The following is a 19293-nucleotide window of genomic DNA, read 5'->3' as shown; positions in this document are numbered from 1 at the left end:
TCAGGATGTCGTCACGGACCGGCGGCCCCACCAGGTCAACGCACCTGTGTGCGGGCCTCGGCACCCCGTTCACGCAGTGCAAGCCTGCCGTCAACCCATGCCAATACCGTCACGGAGCAGTAGTCCGGCCGGAACACCAGCACCCGGTCATCCCCGGTCAGTGCCGAGACCATCGCATTAATCATGACGGCGTGGGTGACATAGACCGCATCCTCCCGGCACTCCTGCAGGGCCTCCAGCGCCTGCGCGCGCCATTGCCAAAGCCCTGCGTCCAACTCCGGCCAGCGGGAGTCGAACAAGCCCAGCAGCCACTCACCCCGCTGCGCCAACGACAAGCCCGGCGAGGGGACTTCCGCGACCCGGGGCTCCACCTCCGCGGCGACACCCCATCGCCGAGCCAGCGGCTCCGCGGTTTCCCGCGCGCGCCGCAGCGGGCTCGTCACCACGCGAAGCGCCTGGCCGATGCGCTGATCAAGCCGCTCAGCCAGGGCTTCGGCCTGGTTGCGCCCCGTCTCGTCCAGCCCCGGATCCCGGGCTTCGTGCCAGGACGAGGCTGCGCGCCCATGGCGTACCAGATACAGCGTCAATGCCATTGTGCCCCCATCTAAGCCTCAGCGTCTTGAGCCGCCAAGCGGCCGCGTCATGCGTGTTAACATTTTCGAGCAAACGGTAACGTCATGCACGTGGGCGAGCGGGGCGCGGTCATCCTCCGCGGGGCGCGAGGCCCACCACAGCTGGGGAAGGCGCTGGATGAAAGTCGAAGCGTTGGACTACGTGGTACTGGTGGTGGCCGACCTGGAACGGGCCTTGGCATTTTACACGCAGACGATGGGCCTGCCATTGCGCCATCGGGCGGAGCGCTTCGCCCAGCTCGACACCGGCAGCACGCGACTTGCCCTTTTTACCCGTGATGCCATGGCGGAGACCTTGCACCAGGCGCTGCGTGTCCCGGCACCCGACGCCCCGGCATTCGAGATCGGCTTCAAGGTCGACGACGTGGACACCGCCTACGACGAGCTGACGGTAGCCGGGGCTGAGCCCGTGACGGCACCGGAAACACGGCCTTGGGGGCAGCGCACCGCCTATGTTCGGGACCCGGACGGCAACCTGATTGAGCTGGTCACGCAGCTGCGCAGACCCGGTAAATAGCGCGCCCGGTGGCGCACTGCCGGGCGACGCTATTGTTTCGCTTCGCAGAATGCTCGTTCGCGATATGGCTACAACGAGCGCATTCTTCTAGGCTTGAGTCCCGGCCACAAGAAGACAGAGACCACATACCATGGACCTGACCAACCTCAGTGAACAGGCATTCGCCAGTGTTCCCGACCTGGTTCGCGCCCACGCCCAGCATCGCCCCGATGCCCGGGCCTTCATCCAGGATGGCGAGACCCTCAGCTACGGCGCCCTGGACATTACCATGGACCGCGTGGCGGCCGCTTTACAGCGGGATGGGCTCAGCCCCGGAGATGCCATCAGCATCTGCGCCGCAACATCCATCGCCTATGCGACTGTGTTTCTTGGGGCGCTGCGCGCCGGTGTGGTTGCTGCCCCCCTGGCCCCCTCCGCAACGCCCGAGAGCCTCGCGGACATGGTCGCCGACGCGGGCGCCCGTCACCTGTTCGTGGACGCCACCAACGCCGAGGCCCTGGCACCGGTCGCCGGGCATATCGACGCGCAGTGGCTGACGCTGGATGGCTCCGACGCCGGCACCCCGATGGAGGACTGGCTGGTGCCTCCAGGCACTCGCCCCGACCCGGTGACCATCGATCCGGAGTGGCCATTCAACATCATCTATTCTTCTGGCACCACCGGGACGCCCAAGGGTATTGTCCAGCCCCATGGCCTGCGCTGGGGCCACATCCGGCGCGGGCTCTCGGAGGAATACCTCATGGGGCCAGAGAGCGTGACGCTGCTCTCCACCCCGCTCTACTCGAACACCACCCTCGTACCATTTTTCCAGACCATTGCCCTGGGCGGCACCATCGTGCTCATGGCCCGATTCGACGCGGTACGCTACCTGGAACTGGCCGAACACTACCGGGTGACGCATACCATCCTGGTCCCGGTGCAGTACCAGCGCATCATGGATGTGCCCGATTTCGACCGCTACGACCTGTCCTCCTTCCAGTGCAAGCTGTGCACCAGCGCTCCCTTCCAGGCGGCGCTCATGGCGGACGTACTGGCGCGCTGGCCAGGCCACCTCATCGACAACTACGGCATGACCGAGGGCGGCGGCGTATGCAGCCTGCTGGCTCATCGCTATCCGGACAAGCTGCACACCGTCGGACAACCCGCACCGGGGCACGACATCCGCCTCATCGATGACGACGGCAATGAGGTCGGCCCGGGTGAGATGGGCGAAGTGGTGGGGCATTCCCCCGGCATGATGATCGGCTACCACAACCAGCCCGAGAAGACGCGGGAGACGGAGTGGTATGCCCCGGACGGCCGCCGTTTCATCCGCACCGGCGACATCGGCCGCTTCGACGAGGACGGCTTTCTCGTCATCATGGACCGCAAGAAGGACATGATCATCTCCGGCGGGTTCAACATTTACCCCACGGATCTGGAAGCCGTGCTGCGCGAACATGACGCCGTCGCGGACTGCGCCATCGTGGGTGTGCCCTCGGAGCGCTGGGGGGAGACACCAGTGGCATTCGTCGTCCCAGCCGCGGATCAGGCGGCAGACCCCGAGGTCTTACGCGCCTGGGCGAATGAGCGCCTGGGCAAGACACAGCGCCTGGCCGACGTCTGCCTCCGTGAGACACTCCCGCTGTCGGCCATTGGCAAGGTCCTGAAGCGGCAGCTGCGGGAGGAATACCAGCAGAGCACCGGCGGCGGCTCAACGAATCTCTACGAATAGGGCGGACCATCAGCACAGCCCCGGAGCACCGCTGCTGCCGGCGCGATGGGGCCTGCCCGAGCAACCGATGCGCGCCCCCGGAAACCACGTATTGCCGTGACGGCGGGCTGACACTACTCTCCCGGACCTGCTGACCCTAACGCGGTGCGCAAGCCCTGGGAGGACAGGTCACCGATGAGCGGCGTGCATTTACCCACCCTGATCGGGGTGCTGTTGGTCCTTGCCCTGGGCAGCGCCGCGCTCGCGCCGCGGTCACGGACGGCGGATGGCTTCTTTCGCGGCTGGAGTGAAGGCGGTACTGCCCCAGGCGTGCTGACCCTGACGCTCTCGCAGGTCACCACCTGGATCTTCGCGCGCTCCCTGCTAAACGCTGGCATCCTCGGGTACTTCTTCGGTATCGCCGGCGTGCTGGCCTACACGGCCTATTACGGCTCGTTTCTAACGGGCTGGCTCATCACGGATCACTTGCGCTTTCGCCACGGTGCCGTCAGCGTGCAGACGTTCCTTCATGATCGCTTCGGCCGAAGCGGCGCACTGTGTTTTAACGTGCTGGTGTCGCTCAGGCTGCTGAGCGAAGTCTTCGCCAACCTGCTGGTGGTGGGCATCGTCTTCAGCGCCGCCGGTGGTGCGGCGCAAACCTGGGCCATTGTGGCGGTGGCTGCTGTGACGCTGGCCTACTCCATGACAGGCGGCCTGCGTGCGTCGCTGCGCACGGATGTCTTCCAGATGCTGCTTCTGGTTGGGCTGTTGCTCGCGCTGGTTGTGATAATGGCGAGCCACGCGCAGTTCGAGGCGTCGGCACTGCTCGGCAGCAGCCCGGAATTCACCAGCCCCGGCTGGATTCTGCTAGCCGTGGCATTGTTGCAAGTGCTCAGCTACCCGCTGCATGACCCAGTCATGATGGACCGCGGCTTCCTGGCCGAACGCGAGACAACGCGCCGCAGCTTCATCCATGCCTTCTGGATCGCTTCACTGTGCATTCTCGCGTTCGGGTCGCTCGGGGTGTTTGCGGGTCTCCACGCCGGTGAGGACGGCGAGCTGCTGGTGACCCTGGAGCGCCTCATGGGACCGGGGGCGATGCTGGCCCTGGCCATCGCCCTGGTGATCTCCGCTGCATCCACCATGGATTCCGTATTCTCCAGCGTCTCCAAGCTGGTGATTGTCGATATGGGGGCGGCGCAACCGACGGCGCGCAACGGCCGTGTGGCCATGTTGGCGGCCTGCCTCGGCGGCCTGCTGCTGGTGCTCTTCGGCACGGATGACCTGTTCGCGGCGGTCGCGGTCAGCGGCACCGCATCGCTGTTCCTGACGCCGATTATCGTGTTCTGCATTCTCGGGGGACGACAGGTCGCCCGCTGGAGCCTGCTCACGAGTTTCCTGGCGGCGATGGTGGGCTCGGTGCTCTATTTCCTTGAGGACTCGGGCTACATTGCCTGGATCGGCGAGGCCACTGGCCTGGAGCACAGCTACAGTAAACTGTTGCTCGTCACCATGGCCATACTGATCGTAGGCTTTTTGTCATTCTGGCTCGGCTTGCGCTCGGAAGGCGAAGCCGGCAGCCGACAGCCAAGGAGTGCCTCATGACTGAACCGGGGCGGCATTGCCCGCTTCGCTACCGCACGCAGCCTGAGGACCTCGACACGCCGGCGCAGATCACCGCCGACACGCTTTACGTAGTCGGCGGCCTGTACGGCAACCCGTGGGCACTGCGGGCACTGCACGCCGTCGCCGAGGCCGAGTCGCGCGCCGGCCTGCCCGCGCCGACGCTCGTGTTCAACGGCGATTTCAACTGGTTCAACGCCGAAGACAGCGCCTTCCACGCCATCAACACCGCGGTGATGCAGTATGAGGCCACCCAGGGCAACGTCGAGGCGGAACTCTCGGAACCCGCCGCGGACGCCGGCTGCGGCTGCGCCTACCCGCAGTGGATCGATTCCGCCACGGTGGCAAGCTCCAACGCCATCATGACCCGTCTCCAGGACACCGCCTCCAAGGAGCCGCAGATTTGCCGGGCGTTGGGCGCGCTGCCCCGAACGCTCACCGCCAGTGTCGGCGAGCAGCGCATTGGCATTGTCCACGGCGATCCGGACTCCCTGGCCGGCTGGAACCTGGCCGTCGAGAGCATGCCGCCCCCGGGCACGACCACGGAGCAAATTGCCCACTGGTTCAGGGCTGCTCGGGTTGACATCATCGCCAGCACCCACACCTGCCTGGCGTTTATGCAGGATTTTCGCATCGATGGTGCCCGGCGGCTGGTCATCAACAACGGCGCCGCCGGCATGCCCAACTTTCGAGGCGACCGGCGGGGTGTCATCACCCGCATCAGCCGTTTTCCGACCACAGCCGAATCGCTCTATGGCACAACCCTGGGGCCGGTGTACTGCGATGCCGTAGGCGTGCACTGGGCCTGCCCACAGTGGGATGCGTGGTTCACGGCCATCTGGCCCGAGGGCTCACCGGCGGCGAGATCCTACATCGGACGTCTGCGCTCGGGGCCCGCGCACGCTCGCAGTGATGCCCGACGCCTGACCCAGAACACACCCGCGCGAACGACCTGATACACTCTCCGGCTCTCTGCCATTGTGTCGCAATGAGGAGAACCACTTGGCAGCGTCAGCCACAGCCCAGGGTCTGTGGATCCGGGCCATGCCTGTTCTATTCGTGCTGCTGTGGAGCACCGGGTTCATTGGCGCACGCTTCGGCCTGCCCTACGCCGAGCCCTTTACGTTCCTGACCGTGCGCTTCCTGTGCACCCTGGTGGTGCTCTACCTGATCATCCGAGTCATGTGCGCGGTCTGGCCGCGCAGCCCGGCCGCGTGGTTGCACATCGGCATCGCCGGCATCCTGATGCACGCGGCGTACCTGGGCGGCGTGTTCTCCGCGATTGATCTCGGTATGCCGGCGGGGGTCACCGCGCTCATTGTCGGGCTGCAGCCCCTGGTTACCGCCGGACTGGCCCGCTCCTGGCTCGGCGAGACGATCACCCGCAATCAATGGATCGGCATCGTGCTCGGCCTGGTGGGCATTACGCTGGTGCTCGGCGAGCAGCTGGACCTTGCCGACCCGGCGTCCCTGTTCACGGGCTTTGGTGTGCCGGCACTGCTCGCCGCCGCCCTCGCTCTGCTGGGGATCTCCATCGGCACGCTCTATCAGAAGCGCTTCTGCACCGATATGCCGCTGACCAGCGGCACCTTTATCCAGTTCGTGGGCGCAACGGTGGTGCTCGGCCTCGGCGCGTTGCTGTTCGAGACCCGGGAGATCGAGTGGTCGCTCACCTTCACCCTGACCCTGGCCTGGCTCATCTTCGGGCTGTCCATCGCCGCGATTTTGCTGCTCATGGCGCTGATTCGACGGGGCGAGGCGTCGCGGGTGGCAAGCCTGTTCTATCTCGTACCCCCTGTGACCGCGGTGGAGGCCTGGATCCTATTCGGCGAGCGGCTCGGCGTATTGGCATTGACCGGTATCGTCGTGGCGGTGCTCGGCGTCGCGATGTCGGTGCGGCAATCCGGGAGGTGATACTTAATCGAGGTGTTTCGGCATTTCGTGCGCCTTCGGCGCGGTGGATTAGACGGTGGATTACGCTGCGCTAATCCACCCTACATCCTCCGGTCAGACGCCGGGGCGGGGAAAAGGCGTAGGGGGCATTAGGCGAAGCCGTAATGCCCGCTAGACACTGGCGGCGCTGGTGAAGAGCACCTATCTTTGTGGCTTAAGGTTGCCTTTTACGTAAGCGTTAGGCGCACGCTACCCCCTGAAGAGGACAACTCGAGGAGTGGGTCGCGGTAACAGCAGCGGCTCGAATTACAACACAGCCACAAGAGGACGAGTCCGTGGACAGTACGGATCAGACGACGGACCGGGCTACGGCGCTTGCCTGTGAGCAGGTCACGCGCCGCTTCGGTGGCCTGACGGCGCTTAAGGAGATCGATCTCAGCATGCCCCAGGGCGAGATCCTCGGTCTGGTTGGCCCCAACGGCTCAGGCAAGACCACCCTGGTCAACGCCGTGACCGGGTTCTACCCCCCGCAGGACGGCCGGATTCTCTTCGAAGGCCAAGCCATCAACCACCTCAAGCCCTATCAAGTGGCCACGTACGGAATCGCTCGTACGTTCCAGAATGTGGCGTTGTTCAAGGGCATGAGCGTGCTCGATAACATTCTGCTGGGCCGCCACATCTTTATGCGCCCGAGCGCGCTCGCGTCGTTGTTCTACTGGTGGTGGGCGCAGAAGGAGGAGGTCGCCCACCGGCAGAAGGTCGAGGAGATCATCGATCTGCTGCAGCTGGAGAGCGTGCGCGATGAGCCCGTGGACGTCATCCCGTTGGGCGTACAAAAGCGGGTGGAACTCGCCCGGGCACTGGCGGCCGAACCCCGCTTTCTGATCCTGGACGAGCCCATGGCCGGGATGAACCAGGAGGAAAAGGAGTACATGGTCCGCTTCATCCTCGACGCCCAGGAGGCGCTTGACCTCACCATCCTGCTCATTGAGCACCACATGGACGTGGTAACAGCCATCTGCGACCGCGTGGTCGTGCTCAATAACGGCGAGAAAATCGCCGAGGGCACCGCAAGAGAGGCCATCAAGGACCCCGCCGTTGTCGCGGCCTACATCGGGAAGCGTCGCGATGCAGCCTGAGCACCACACCACCGCAACCGAGACCACGACCTCTGCCCAGCTGCACCCGCACTGGCAGGGAGACGATCACCTGATCAACCTGCTCGCGGGCAATGCCCGGGACTACCCCGAGCAAGTGGCCATGCGCGAGCGCGACAAGGGCATCTGGCAGGAGTACTCCTGGGCAGATTACCTGGCACAGGTCCTGGCCTTTGCCGCCGGCCTCGAGACGTACGGCATCGCCCCGGAGGAGAACATCCTAGTCATCGGCGACAACCGCCCGGCCCTGTACTTCGGCATGCTGGGTGTCGTCACGCTCCGGGCGGTTCCTTCCCCGGCCTACCCCGATACCACGCCTGGCGAGGTGGCGGACCAGCTGCGCCGGGAGGAAATCCGCTTCGCGCTGGCGGAAGACCAGGAGCAAGTGGACAAGCTGCTGCACATCCGGGAGGACTACCCGGAGCTGCAGTGGATCATCTACGACGATCCGCGGGGACTCGCCGGCAAGGAACCGCACGGGGTGGTCGCGTTTCGCGATATTGCTGAGCAGGGACGCGAGCGCCTCGAGCGCGAGCCGGGGCTGCAGGACGAGCTGCTCGCGCGCGCCAGTGTGCACGATATCGCCGTGCTCTTGCACTCCTCCGGCACCACTGGCTCGCCCAAGGGCATTCCCTTGAAGCACGGGCACATTCTCGCGGGCGTGCGCAATGCCGCCGCGGCCGGCTACTTCGAGCAGGGTGAGACCCACATGGCCTACCTGCCGCTGGCGTGGGTGGGGGATTTCATTTTCTCCGTGGGCGCGGCCATCACCCTGAAGTTCTCGGTGAACATCCCGGAGCGACAGGAAACCGCCCTGCACGACTTGCGCGAGATCGCGCCGACGCTGTACTTCAGCTCACCGCGGGCGTGGTCAAACATGCTCACTCGTATCCAGGTGGGGATTGACGAAGCCCCGGGATTCAAACGCTGGCTGTATAACCGATTCATGCCCTTTGCCGTGGAGCTCGAGCGACGCCGGTTGAACGGCCATCGACCGAGCGCCCTGGAGCGCTGCTGGCGGGGGCTTGGCGCGATTCTGGTGTACGGGCCGATCAAGGACCAACTCGGGCTCGGGCGTGTCGAGCGACCCTACACCGCCGGCGAGGCGATCGGAGAGGAGGTCTTCCTGTACTTTCGCGCCCTGGGGCTCAACCTGCGCCAGTTCTACGGCCAGACCGAGAACTGCGCCCTGTGCGCCGCCCAGGATCCCGACACGCTCAAGCTGCACACCGTGGGCAAGCCCTTCCCCGGTGTCGAGGTGCGCATCAGCGACTCCGGGGAAATCCTCATGCGCGGCGACAACATCTTCGACGGCTACTACAAGAAGCCGGACGCCACGGCCGAGACACTGCAAAACGGCTGGTTGCACACCGGGGACGCCGGCTATCTGGAAGAGGACGGCCAAATCGTCGTCCTCGGGCGTGTCTCCGAGGTGATCTACACCGCGGCAGGGGAGCGGTTTATTCCCACCTACGTGGAGAACCACATCAAGTTCAGTCAGTACATCAAAGACGTATGCGTGATTGGTGAGAAAAGGGATTACTTGACCGCCATCGTGTGCATCGATCTCGACGCCGTCGGCCATTGGGCGGAGGAGCGTGGTGTGGCGTACACATCCTTCGCCGATCTGTCCCAAAAAACGGAGGTCTACGACCTCATCCAGCGGGTGATCAGGGATGTGAACACGAAGCTACCCGAGGGGATACGGATCCGGCGCTTCGTTAACCTGCACAAGGAGTTTGATCCGGACGACGGCGAGGTGACGCGGACCCGCAAGCTGCGGCGCAACGTCATCGACAAGCACTACGCCCCCATCATCGAGGCGCTCTATGACGGGCGCAGCGGAGTTGAGTACGAGGCGCAGATCACCTACGAGACGGGCGAATCCGGGGTGCTCAAGCGCCACCTCGACATCCGGGCTGTGTCCGCGGCCGGAAACAACTGAGGCATGGATATGGCTTACTTTCTGGAACTGCTGGTCAACGGCGCCTTGACCGGGTTGATGTACAGCCTGGTCGCCCTGGGCATCGTTCTGATCTATAAATCCGCGGGCGTTCCCAACCTGGCCCAGGGGGCCATGGTGATGCTCAGCGCCTATTTCATCTGGATGTTCACGGCCATGGCGGGGATGCCGATCTTCGTCTCCATCGGCCTCGCCGTGGTGGCCATGTTTGCCTTCGGTCTGCTTGCCGAGCGACTGCTGCTGCGCAAAATGGTGGGCCAGCCCATCATCATGATCGTGATGCTGACCCTGGGCCTGGAGATTTTCCTGCGCGGCGTGGGGCCGGGCTTCCTGGGCGCGGCGCCGAAATCCCTGGACTTGGGCATCCCGCTCACCCCGATCATCGTCGGCGATGTGTTCATCAATCGCGATTACCTGATCGGTGGCATTGTGGCGGTGGTCCTGATCGGGCTGTCGCTGCTGTTCTTCCGCACCCGTATCGGCACCAAGCTGCGCGCGGTCTCCGATGACCACGTCTCCAGCTGGTCGGTGGGCATCTCCGTGGAGCGGGCGATCGGGATTTCGTGGGGGTTGGCCGGCATCTCGGCGGTCGCAGCCGGCGCTCTGTGGGGCTCGGTGCAGGGGGTGGACTGGACGCTGTCGGCCCTGCTGTTCCCGGCCATCGCCGTGGTCATCCTCGGCGGGCTCGACAGCATCATCGGCGTGCTCGTGGCCGGGCTTATCGTGGGCATTCTCGGCAGCGTCATACCCGGATACGTAGACCCGATCGTCGGCGGTGGCACACGCAACGTGGTCACCTCTCTGATCATCCTGTTCACCATCATGCTCCGGCCACATGGGATCTTCGGCCGCGAAGACATCGAGAGGGTCTGAATCCATGTTCTACCGACTGTCCGGAGTCCACCACACGCGTTACGAGACCGCCCGCCAGCTCTGGCCGATACCGGCGGACCGCTGGCAGGTATGGATCCTGCTGGCGTTGGCGCTGGGCGCTCCGCTCTACATGGCCGACCTTTATCTCACCAGCTACATGCTGCCCTGGCTGGTGTGGAGTGCGGCGGCGTTGTCCCTCACGCTGCTCATGGGCGTGGCCGGCCAATTGCACTTTGGCTTCGCCGCCGTGATGGCCATTGGCGCCTACACCAGCATCCACATCGCGCGGGCGGGCTGGCCCTTCGAGATTGCCCTCATCGGTGCCGGCTTGACGGCTGCTGTGATCGGCTGCGTGTTTGGCGCCGCGGCGCTGCGCGTCAAGGGCTTGTACCTGGTCATGGCAACGCTTGCCATGCAGTATCTGGTGGACTGGGTCATCATCAACGTGCCCGCCATCTCCGGCGGCGCCCAGGCGACGTTGCAAACACCCGATGTCACGTTCCTGTTCGTGCCCATGCAGGGCGACACCGCACTCTACTACGGCGCCCTGCTCTGGGCGGTGATCGTCACGGTGCTCGTGCTCAACATCAAGCGCACCAGCTTCGGCCGCGCCCTGGTCGCCGTGCGCGACAAGGACTATGCCGCCTCGATCATCGGTGTGAACAGTTTCAAGTACAAGCTCCTGGCGTTCTTCACCAGCTCCTTCCTGGGCGGGGTCAGTGGGGCGGTGCTCGCGTTCTGCTACTACCAGGCGGTGACCCCGGAGCAGTTCGGTTTTAACGTCTCCATACAGCTGGTCGCCATGGTGCTGGTGGGCGGACTGGGCAGCGTTATTGGGGCCTACCTGGGCGCCGGTTTTGTGCTGCTGGCGCCAATCTTCCTGACCAACGCCATGGCGTACGCCGCCATCCAGGGCTGGCTGACGGTCTCGTCCAATCTGCTGGCGCACATCCCGCTCATGGCCTACGGCGCGTTGATTATCGGTTTCCTGCTGTTCGAGCCCCTTGGGCTCGCGAAGATCTACGACAACATCAGGAAGTATTTCCTGGTCTGGCCGTTTCGCCACTCCGGCAGTTGATCGGCTGATCGGGACCACAACACAAAGAGGAGGAGCCACCATGCGAGGACTATTCAAGGGCCTGATCGGGACTGTGGCCGCGGCGGCATTGACCGTCACCGGCACAGCGAAGACCGACGATGACACCATCAAGTTCGCCCTGCTGCAGGACTTCACGGCCGTGTATACGTTCGTGACCGACGAGTATAACCAGGGGCAACGCGACTATCTCACGCTGATCAATGAAGAAGGCGGCATTGACGGTTACACATTCCAGGCGCTGGTGCGCGACACTGGCAACGAACCCCAACGAGGACTGGAGGCGTATAACCGGGCCCGGCGGGAAGGTGCCGTGCTCGTGGATTTCCTCAGCACCCCAGTCTCGCGGGCGGCCGTGAGCCGTGTGCTGCGCGATGAGATCGTCATGATCACGGTCCTGCACGGCCGGGGCGATGCCAGTGACGGCACCACGTTCCCGTACGTCTTCCCGATGATGGCTACGTACTGGTCCCAGGCCGCGGTTCTTGCCGATCACATTGAGCAAAACGAGGACGGTCTCGAGGGCAAGCGCATTGCCCATGTCTACATTGACTCCCCGTTTGGCCGCGAACCGGTGCCCGTGATGCAGGAGTTGGCCGAGCGCAAGGGCTTTGAGTATCGCACGTTCGCCTATCCGAGCCCCGGCACCGAGCAGTCCGCGACCTGGTCGGACGTGCGCCGATATCGCCCGGATTACGTCATGATTTGGGGGGCCGGCGGTGGACAGCCGGTTTCCGTGCGCGAGGCGATTCGCAATGGCATTGCGCCTGAGAGGATCCTCTCAGTGGTGTGGATGGCCGAGACGGACGCCCGCACTGTGGGCACCGACGTCGCCACCGGTCTGAAGCGCTTCGAAGCCGTCGCCACGGGAACGGACTACCCCATCATGGAGCGGATCATGGAGACGGTCATCGAGCCCGGGCTCGGCACCGGGGACAGCGAGAACGTTGGCACGACCTACTACAACATCGGCGTGGCCTCCATGGCGGTGTCGGTGGAAGCCGCCCGACTGGCGCTGGAAGAGTACGGCGGGCCCCTGACCGGCGAAAAGCTCCGTGACGGTTTCCGCATGATCGAGGACTACGACGCCGAGGGCATGATGCCGCCGCTCACGTTCTCGGAAGAGGATCACCAAGGGGGCGGGTTCGGTCGCATCTCCCAGTGGAACGGCGAGGCATGGGAGCCCGTCACCGACTGGTACGCCTCCTATCAGGACATCGTCTGGGAAGAGATCGAGAAGGACGCCGCAGGCTTTCGGGAAGGTCGCTGAGGCCGAGGGCACGGTCCACTGGCCGATTGCGCTGGTGGGCCGTGCCCGCAGCAACGGGGTAACGATCCATGGATGCACAGTCAGCGCAGAGCACAGCCACCCCGGAGACGGTACTGACCCTCAGCAGTGTGGAAGTGGTCTACGACAAGGTCTTTCTCGCCATCAAGGGGGTGTCCCTGGAGGTCGGCGAAGGTCAGATGGTCGCGCTGCTGGGGGGCAATGGCGCGGGTAAGAGCACAACGCTAAAATCCATCAGCGGCCTGCTCGCTCCGGAGCGCGGCGAAGTGACGCGCGGCAGTGTGCACTTCCAGGGCGAAGACCTGGCATCACTGGGCCCGTCCCAGCGCGTCGCTCGGGGTCTGGTGCATGTGCTTGAAGGCCGGCGCATCTTCGGCCACCTGACGCCGGAAGACAACCTGCTTGCCGCATTTTCCCTGAAGGGCGACCGCCGCCGCTACCAGGCGCTTCGGGACCAGGTCTACAGCTATTTCCCGCGGCTCAAGGAGCGCGCAGGGACCAAGGCGGGCTATCTATCCGGGGGTGAACAGCAGATGCTCGCCATCGGCCGGGCCCTGATGACCGAACCGCGACTGCTGATGCTCGATGAGCCCAGCCTGGGTCTGGCGCCCCTGCTGGTCGAAGAGATCTTCACCATCGTGCGCGACATCAATGTCAACGAGGGTGTGAGCGTCCTGCTCGTGGAGCAAAACGCCGCCGCGGCGCTGGAAATCGCGCACCACGCCTACCTGGTGGAGAACGGGCATGTGGTCATGAGCGGCGCCGCGGAGGTACTCAGGCAAAACCCGGACGTCCAGGAGTTCTACCTTGGCGGCACCGGCAAGGTGGACTACCACAATGTCAAGCACTATCGGCGCCGCAAACGCTGGCTGGCATGAGACGCCAGATCACAGTTGAATATGTTACGTTTACGTAAACGAAAGCTTAATGCGCACCAGAGTGAATGTCCGCCATGGAAGCTGCTCGGCATGTAATCAGCGCGCCCGTCTACACGATCGGGGAACTGGCGCGCGAATTCGAGATCACCACCCGGACGATCCGGTTTTACGAGGACGAGGGCCTGCTCGCACCCACGCGCGAGGGGCGCAAGCGGCTTTACCGCCGCCGGGACCGCGTCCGCCTGAAGCTTATTCTCCGGGGCAAGCGACTGGGGTTTACCCTGGGCGAGATCCGCGAAACATTCGATCTCTACGATCAGGCCCCCGACGGCTCCAGGCAGCTGCGCTACTACCTGGGCGTACTGGACGAAAAGCGCGAGCAGCTCAATCGGCAGCGCCGCGACCTTGAAGATGCACTGGCGGAATTGGAACAATCCTACCAACGATGCCAGGAGTTGCTGGCCCGCCAGGAAGCGGACAAAAGCGCCTGACAGGACGGCCTGCCCAAGGCGCTGTGGCGTAACGCAAAGCACGCATGCAGCCGGAACGGCTGCTCGGGGAGACACCAATGATGCAGATACCAACCCTGAATTTCGGCCTCGGCGAAGAGCTCGATATGCTGCGGGATTCCGTCGCGGGGTTCGCGGCCACGGAGATCGCGCCCCGGGCGGCCGAGATCGACGCGAGTAACCAATTTCCGGCCGATCTCTGGGGCAAGCTCGGCGACATGGGCCTGCTCGGTATCACGGTAGAAGAAGACTACGGCGGCGCGGGCATGGGGTATCTCGCGCACATGATCGCCATGGAAGAAATCTCCCGCGCCTCGGCGTCCGTGGGGCTGTCCTACGGCGCGCACTCGAACTTGTGCGTCAACCAGATCCGCCTCAACGGGACCGAAGCGCAGCGGCATAAGTACCTGCCCAAGCTGATCTCCGGCGAGCACGTGGGCGCACTTGCCATGTCGGAGCCCGGTGCCGGCTCGGATGTGGTGTCCATGCGGCTGCGCGCCGAGCGACAGGGTGACCACTACGTCTTAAACGGTAACAAGATGTGGATTACCAACGGTCCGGAGGCCAACACGCTGGTGGTCTACGCCAAAACGGACCCGGCGGCCGGCAGCAAAGGCATTACCGCGTTTCTCATCGAGCGGGGCATGCCGGGTTTTTCCACCGCTCAGAAGCTCGACAAGCTCGGCATGCGGGGTTCGAACACCTGCGAGCTGGTCTTTGAGGACTGCCGGGTGCCGGCGGAGAACATTATCGGGCGCGAGGGCGGTGGTGCGCGTGTGCTGATGAGCGGGCTCGACTACGAGCGCGCCGTGCTCGCCGCCGGCCCGTTGGGTATCATGCAGGCCTGCCTGGATACTGTGGTGCCCTACGTGCACGAGCGCAAGCAGTTCGGTGAACCGATTGGCTCCTTTCAGCTGATGCAGGGCAAGCTTGCCGACATGTACACCAATCTGAATGCCTCTCGGGCATACGTCTACGCCGTGGGCGCGGCGTGCGACCGCGGGGAGACCGCGCGCAAGGACGCCGCCGGCGCCATTCTCTTTGCCGCGGAGAAGGCGACCCAGGTGGCACTGGAAGCCATTCAAGCGCTGGGCGGCAACGGCTACATTAACGAGTACCCGACCGGTCGGCTGCTTCGGGATGCCAAACTCTACGAGATCGGCGCCGGTACCTCCGAGATTCGGCGAATGCTCATCGGCCGCGAGCTGTTCGACCAGACCGCCTGAGCACTGCGCGCACGAGGACGGACAGCATGAGCGTGCCGACGCCGCGTGTCGACGACCTTCGCCCCAAGGCGTTTCGGGCCAGCCACGAGGCCATGAAGATGGAACACACCATCCGCGCTCTCGCCCGCGGGCGGGTGGTGAACGTCAACCACCGCACAGGCGATCAGGTCTGCGAAGGCACGGTGCTGCTCGCCATCGCCGCGGAGGATTAGCCCATGTCAATCCCTCAACACGTGCGCATCGTCGAAGTCGGCCCCCGCGACGGGCTACAGAACGAGCCCGACATCGTGCCCACGCGCATCAAACTTGAACTCATCCACCGCTTGGCGGACGCCGGTCTGCCCACCGTGGAAGCCAGCGCCTTCGTCTCCAGCCGGTGGGTGCCGCAGATGGCAGACAGCAGCGCCGTGCTGCGCGGAATCCATCGGCGCGAAGGCGTCACTTATCCGGTGCTTACCCCGAACATGAAAGGCTTCGAGGCGGCCGTCGCTGCCGGTGCCGACGAAGTGGCCGTGTTCGGTGCGGCGTCGGAGACGTTCTCGCGCAAAAACATCAACTGCTCCATCGACGAGAGCCTGGAGCGATTCCGACCCGTGGTGGAAGCTGCCCGCGAGCGCGGTATCCGCGTGCGGGGCTATGTCTCCTGTGTGCTGGGCTGCCCCTACGAGGGCGCCATCGACCCCAGTGCCGTCGCCCACGTCGCCCGGGCGCTGTACACCATGGGCTGCTACGAGATTTCCCTGGGCGACACGATCGGTGTGGGCACGCCGCTCAAGGCCCAGCGCATGGTCGACGCGGTCGCCGAGCAGGTGCCGGTTGCGCACATCGCCGCCCATTTTCACGACACCTACGCGCAGGCGCTGGCAAACCTGTTCGCGGTCATGCAGCTGGGCGTGGCCACCGTGGACAGCTCCGTGGCCGGGCTTGGCGGCTGCCCGTATGCCAAGGGGGCATCGGGGAATGTCGCCACGGAGGATGTTGTGTACATGCTCAATGGCATGGACATCGAAACCGGCGTGAATCTCGATGCGCTTGCCGCCACCGGACAATGGATTTCCGCCCAGCTCAACCGCGCGCCGGCGTCCCGCGTGGCCCAGGCGCTAGCCGCCCAGGCGACGCAGGTGTGAAGCACAGCGGCTCTCGCGCGGTATGTTGGCGGCGAATCACGCGGCGTCAATCCACCCACTGGCGGCGACGGGGGAATCATAAGATGCCCCCCGCTAAACCCAACGTGCCTAAGGCGCACGTGACCGTGTAAGCGTCGCACTCTCACAAGCGTGCGGTCCAACCAACGCGCACACTCCTTCCATCAACCCGGAGGTGCGTGATGACATTGAGTGTTTTCGACTTTTTCCGGATCGGCATTGGCCCGTCCAGTTCCCACACTGTTGGCCCCATGCGGGCCGCCGGCCTGTTCGCCGCAGCGCTGGCGCGGGAATCGTTGCTCACGCAAGTGCAGCGCATCAAGGTAGAGCTTTTCGGGTCTCTGGGCGCCACGGGCCGTGGTCACGGTAGCGGGCCGGCCATCCTCCTCGGGCTGGAAGGAGCTGAACCGGATTCCGTAGAGCCCGACCTGCTGCCCCGGCGTGCCGCTACAATCCGCGCGGAGCGCACACTCTGGCTGGGAAACCAGCGGTACATCCCGTTCGACATGGACCGCGACCTGGTCTTTCACGGCCGCAAGAGCCTGCCCGATCATCCCAACGGTTTGCGTTTCACCGCCTGGGGGCGGGACGGAACGGAGCTGACGCGCCGTGACTACTACTCGGTTGGCGGCGGCTTCCTGCGCGGCTCCGGCGTCAGTGACGAGGGAGAGGCCCGGGATGACGCCCCCCCCTACCCCTTTATCACGGCGGACCAACTACTCGCCTGCTGCAACCGCGACGGCGTGCTGGCGGTGAGTGACATCATGCTTGCCAATGAGGCGTGTCTGCGTCCGGAAACTGCCACCCGCGCAGGCCTGTTACAGGTCTGCGATGTGATGCAGAGCTGTGTCCGCCGCGGGCTGGAACGTGAGGGCGAGCTCCCCGGGCCATTCAAGGTCCGGCGTCGGGCCCCGGCGCTTTACCGCCGGCTTATGGACCCAAACAACCCACCGGACCCGCTTGTGGCCATGGACTGGCTGGCCACCTATGCCATCGCCGTCAACGAGGAAAACGCCTCCGGCGGCCGCGTGGTGACGGCACCCACCAACGGCGCGGCGGGCATCGTCCCGGCGGTGCTGCACTATTACCTGTTTCACACGCCGCAACCCACCGAAGACGGCGTGGTGCGCTACCTGCTCACCGCCGGTGCGATGGGCATGATTATCAAAGCGGGCGCGTCCATCTCGGGCGCCGAGTCCGGCTGTCAGGGCGAAGTCGGCTCGGCCTGTGCCATGGCGGCCGCCGGGCTAACGGAGGTGCTCGGTGGCACCCCAGAGCAGGTGGAAAACGCCGCCGAGATCGCCCTGGAGCACCACCTGGGAATGACTTGCGATCCGGTGGGCGGTCTGGTGCAGATTCCCTGCATCGAGCGCAACGCCATGGGCAGCGTCAAGGCGGTGAACGCCTCACGCCTGGCCCTGAGTGGCGACGGCACCCATGTCGTCTCCCTGGACAAGGCGGTACGCACCATGCGCGACACTGGCCGCGACATGAAGTCGAAATACAAGGAAACCTCGCGCGGAGGGCTCGCGGTCAACGTCGTGGAGTGTTGAGGAAGCGTCTACCCGGTGACCGCAAGCACCGCGAACATGGCTGGAACGGCGAGGACGGTGGCAATGACCACGATGCTCGATGCCAGCGCTTCGTCACCGCGCAGCTGACGTGCTAACACGTAGGACACGGCGGCCGTGGGGCAAGCCAATAGGATCAGCGCGATTTGCGTATGCACCGCGGACAGGCCCACAGCCCAGGCAAGCGCCAAGCCGATCGCCGGCAGCAGGGCCACCTTCATCGCGGCGCCGACGAAGGCCCAACGGAGGCTGCCTCGAATCCGCGTGGTATACAGCGTGGCGCCAATGCAGATCAGCGCCAGGGGCAACGCCATTTGCCCCACGGCGGAGAGAGTCCGCGCCGCGACGTCAGGCAGCGGAACGGCCGCCATCGCCAGCAACACGCCGGCCAGGGAAGCAATCAGGATCGGGTTGGTCACGAGCGCATACAGTGCCGGCATGACAATGCCGTGCCCGGTGCGGCCCGCGGACAACACAAGCACCACCACGGCCAGCACATTGTAGAGCACCACCATGGGCCCAAACACCAGCAGGGCGCTGGCCTCCGCACCGCCACCCGCATTGGAGAACGCGTACAGCACCACCGGGAGGCCGATGAACGCCATATTGCCCCGAAAGACTCCCTGGATGAACGTACCGTAGGAGCGCCGAGGCAGCCCCATGGCGGCTGCCCCGATCCCCGCAGCGACAATGCCGAGTAGCGTCGCCGCGGTACAGACGAATAGCAGCCCGGTGACGGCCCAAAAATCCGGCTCCGCAGTGCCGATGCGATAGAATAGCAACGCCGGCAGGCCCACCCAATAACTCAGCCGATTCAGGTCATCGATCGCCTGGGAAGGCAGAAAACCGCTGCGGGCCAAGCACCATCCCAGCAATATTACCAGGAAGACCGGCGCCAGAATGTTGATGATTTCGAGCAGAACCTACCCCCCCCCCGGGCGCCAGACCAAGCGCGAAACGCAGCCGAAGGCGCAGCTTCGCGAGGAATCGATGCGCCGTCAACACGCCCCGCATCAGCCACCTATGCGGCCGCACGCAGCCCCCACGGCAACGCTAGTCTCACTCCCGACACCGACTGGCACCCACCGGCAGGCCCGTGACGCGCCGCATCTCCGGGTGTTGCAGCATGGCCGGATCATGCAAGTAAGCAATCGCGAAATCCATGCCGTCTACGCCCCAGAACACCTCCCCGTCAATGACCAGTGTCGGTACCCCAAAGACACCCTTCT

General features: G+C 64.8%; 18 protein-coding genes. 16 read left to right on the top strand and 2 right to left on the bottom strand.

What is annotated here, in order from left to right:
• Nucleotides 1–35: 35 nt before the first annotated feature.
• Nucleotides 36–593, bottom strand: coding sequence for a histidine phosphatase family protein (locus QZT63_RS11215; RefSeq protein WP_290651224.1), 558 nt, complete (start codon nt 591–593; stop codon nt 36–38).
• A 157-nt stretch (nt 594–750) separates the two neighbouring features.
• On the opposite strand from QZT63_RS11215, the gene QZT63_RS11210 reads away from it, so the two are divergent.
• The 16 genes from QZT63_RS11210 (at nt 751) to QZT63_RS11135 (ending at nt 18046) form a co-directional block, all read left to right on the top strand.
• Nucleotides 751–1149, top strand: a complete 399-nt coding sequence (locus tag QZT63_RS11210) for a VOC family protein (RefSeq protein ID WP_290651222.1) — start codon at nt 751–753, stop codon at nt 1147–1149.
• A 130-nt stretch (nt 1150–1279) separates the two neighbouring features.
• The gene (locus tag QZT63_RS11205; RefSeq protein ID WP_290651220.1) at nt 1280–2863 is read left to right on the top strand and encodes a class I adenylate-forming enzyme family protein; all 1584 of its coding nucleotides are present in this window, start codon (nt 1280–1282) and stop codon (nt 2861–2863) included.
• A 174-nt stretch (nt 2864–3037) separates the two neighbouring features.
• On the top strand, nt 3038–4447 hold the full coding sequence (locus QZT63_RS11200) for a sodium:proline symporter (protein WP_290651218.1): 1410 nt from the start codon (nt 3038–3040) through the stop codon (nt 4445–4447).
• Entirely contained in the window at nt 4444–5421 is a 978-nt protein-coding gene (locus QZT63_RS11195) for a metallophosphoesterase (protein ID WP_290651216.1), read from the top strand. The genes QZT63_RS11200 and QZT63_RS11195 overlap by 4 nt, the downstream gene beginning before the upstream one ends.
• Nucleotides 5422–5509: 88 nt before the next feature.
• Nucleotides 5510–6379, top strand: a complete 870-nt coding sequence (locus QZT63_RS11190; RefSeq protein ID WP_290651214.1) for a DMT family transporter — start codon at nt 5510–5512, stop codon at nt 6377–6379.
• 314 nt (nt 6380–6693) lie between these two features.
• Nucleotides 6694–7497 (top strand): ABC transporter ATP-binding protein, encoded by an 804-nt coding sequence (locus QZT63_RS11185; protein ID WP_290651212.1) that lies wholly within the window; start codon nt 6694–6696, stop codon nt 7495–7497.
• The gene (locus QZT63_RS11180; RefSeq protein ID WP_290651210.1) at nt 7487–9460 is read left to right on the top strand and encodes an AMP-binding protein; all 1974 of its coding nucleotides are present in this window, start codon (nt 7487–7489) and stop codon (nt 9458–9460) included. The genes QZT63_RS11185 and QZT63_RS11180 overlap by 11 nt, the downstream gene beginning before the upstream one ends.
• A 3-nt stretch (nt 9461–9463) precedes the next feature.
• Nucleotides 9464–10351, top strand: a complete 888-nt coding sequence (locus QZT63_RS11175; protein ID WP_290651208.1) for a branched-chain amino acid ABC transporter permease — start codon at nt 9464–9466, stop codon at nt 10349–10351.
• A gap of 4 nt (nt 10352–10355) precedes the next feature.
• A complete protein-coding gene (locus QZT63_RS11170) occupies nt 10356–11429 on the top strand; it encodes a branched-chain amino acid ABC transporter permease (RefSeq protein WP_290651206.1) in 1074 nt (357 codons plus the stop codon).
• A 40-nt stretch (nt 11430–11469) separates the two neighbouring features.
• The gene (locus QZT63_RS11165) at nt 11470–12717 is read left to right on the top strand and encodes an ABC transporter substrate-binding protein (protein ID WP_290651204.1); all 1248 of its coding nucleotides are present in this window, start codon (nt 11470–11472) and stop codon (nt 12715–12717) included.
• 68 nt (nt 12718–12785) lie between these two features.
• Nucleotides 12786–13613, top strand: a complete 828-nt coding sequence (locus QZT63_RS11160) for an ABC transporter ATP-binding protein (protein ID WP_290651202.1) — start codon at nt 12786–12788, stop codon at nt 13611–13613.
• A gap of 74 nt (nt 13614–13687) precedes the next feature.
• Nucleotides 13688–14104 (top strand): MerR family DNA-binding transcriptional regulator, encoded by a 417-nt coding sequence (locus QZT63_RS11155; protein ID WP_290651200.1) that lies wholly within the window; start codon nt 13688–13690, stop codon nt 14102–14104.
• A gap of 80 nt (nt 14105–14184) precedes the next feature.
• A complete protein-coding gene (locus QZT63_RS11150) occupies nt 14185–15348 on the top strand; it encodes an isovaleryl-CoA dehydrogenase (RefSeq protein WP_290651244.1) in 1164 nt (387 codons plus the stop codon).
• A 26-nt stretch (nt 15349–15374) separates the two neighbouring features.
• Entirely contained in the window at nt 15375–15560 is a 186-nt protein-coding gene (locus tag QZT63_RS11145; protein WP_290651198.1) for a biotin/lipoyl-containing protein, read from the top strand.
• Between the two features lie 3 nt (nt 15561–15563).
• Complete coding sequence (locus QZT63_RS11140) at nt 15564–16475, top strand: hydroxymethylglutaryl-CoA lyase (RefSeq protein ID WP_290651196.1); 912 nt, start codon at nt 15564–15566, stop codon at nt 16473–16475.
• A gap of 200 nt (nt 16476–16675) precedes the next feature.
• Nucleotides 16676–18046: an L-serine ammonia-lyase gene (locus QZT63_RS11135; RefSeq protein ID WP_290651194.1), complete on the top strand. Its 1371-nt coding sequence runs from the start codon at nt 16676–16678 to the stop codon at nt 18044–18046.
• 8 nt (nt 18047–18054) lie between these two features.
• Here the strand turns inward: QZT63_RS11135 and QZT63_RS11130 are convergent, their stop codons facing one another.
• A complete protein-coding gene (locus QZT63_RS11130) occupies nt 18055–18963 on the bottom strand; it encodes an AEC family transporter (RefSeq protein WP_290651242.1) in 909 nt (302 codons plus the stop codon).
• Between the last annotated feature and the right edge of the window lie 330 nt (nt 18964–19293).

Source organism: Aquisalimonas sp. (assembly GCF_007120195.1).
Classification (GTDB): domain Bacteria; phylum Pseudomonadota; class Gammaproteobacteria; order Nitrococcales; family Aquisalimonadaceae; genus Aquisalimonas.
The sequence above is the reverse complement of the archived record's forward strand: the minus strand, read 5'-3'. Positions and strand labels throughout refer to the sequence as shown.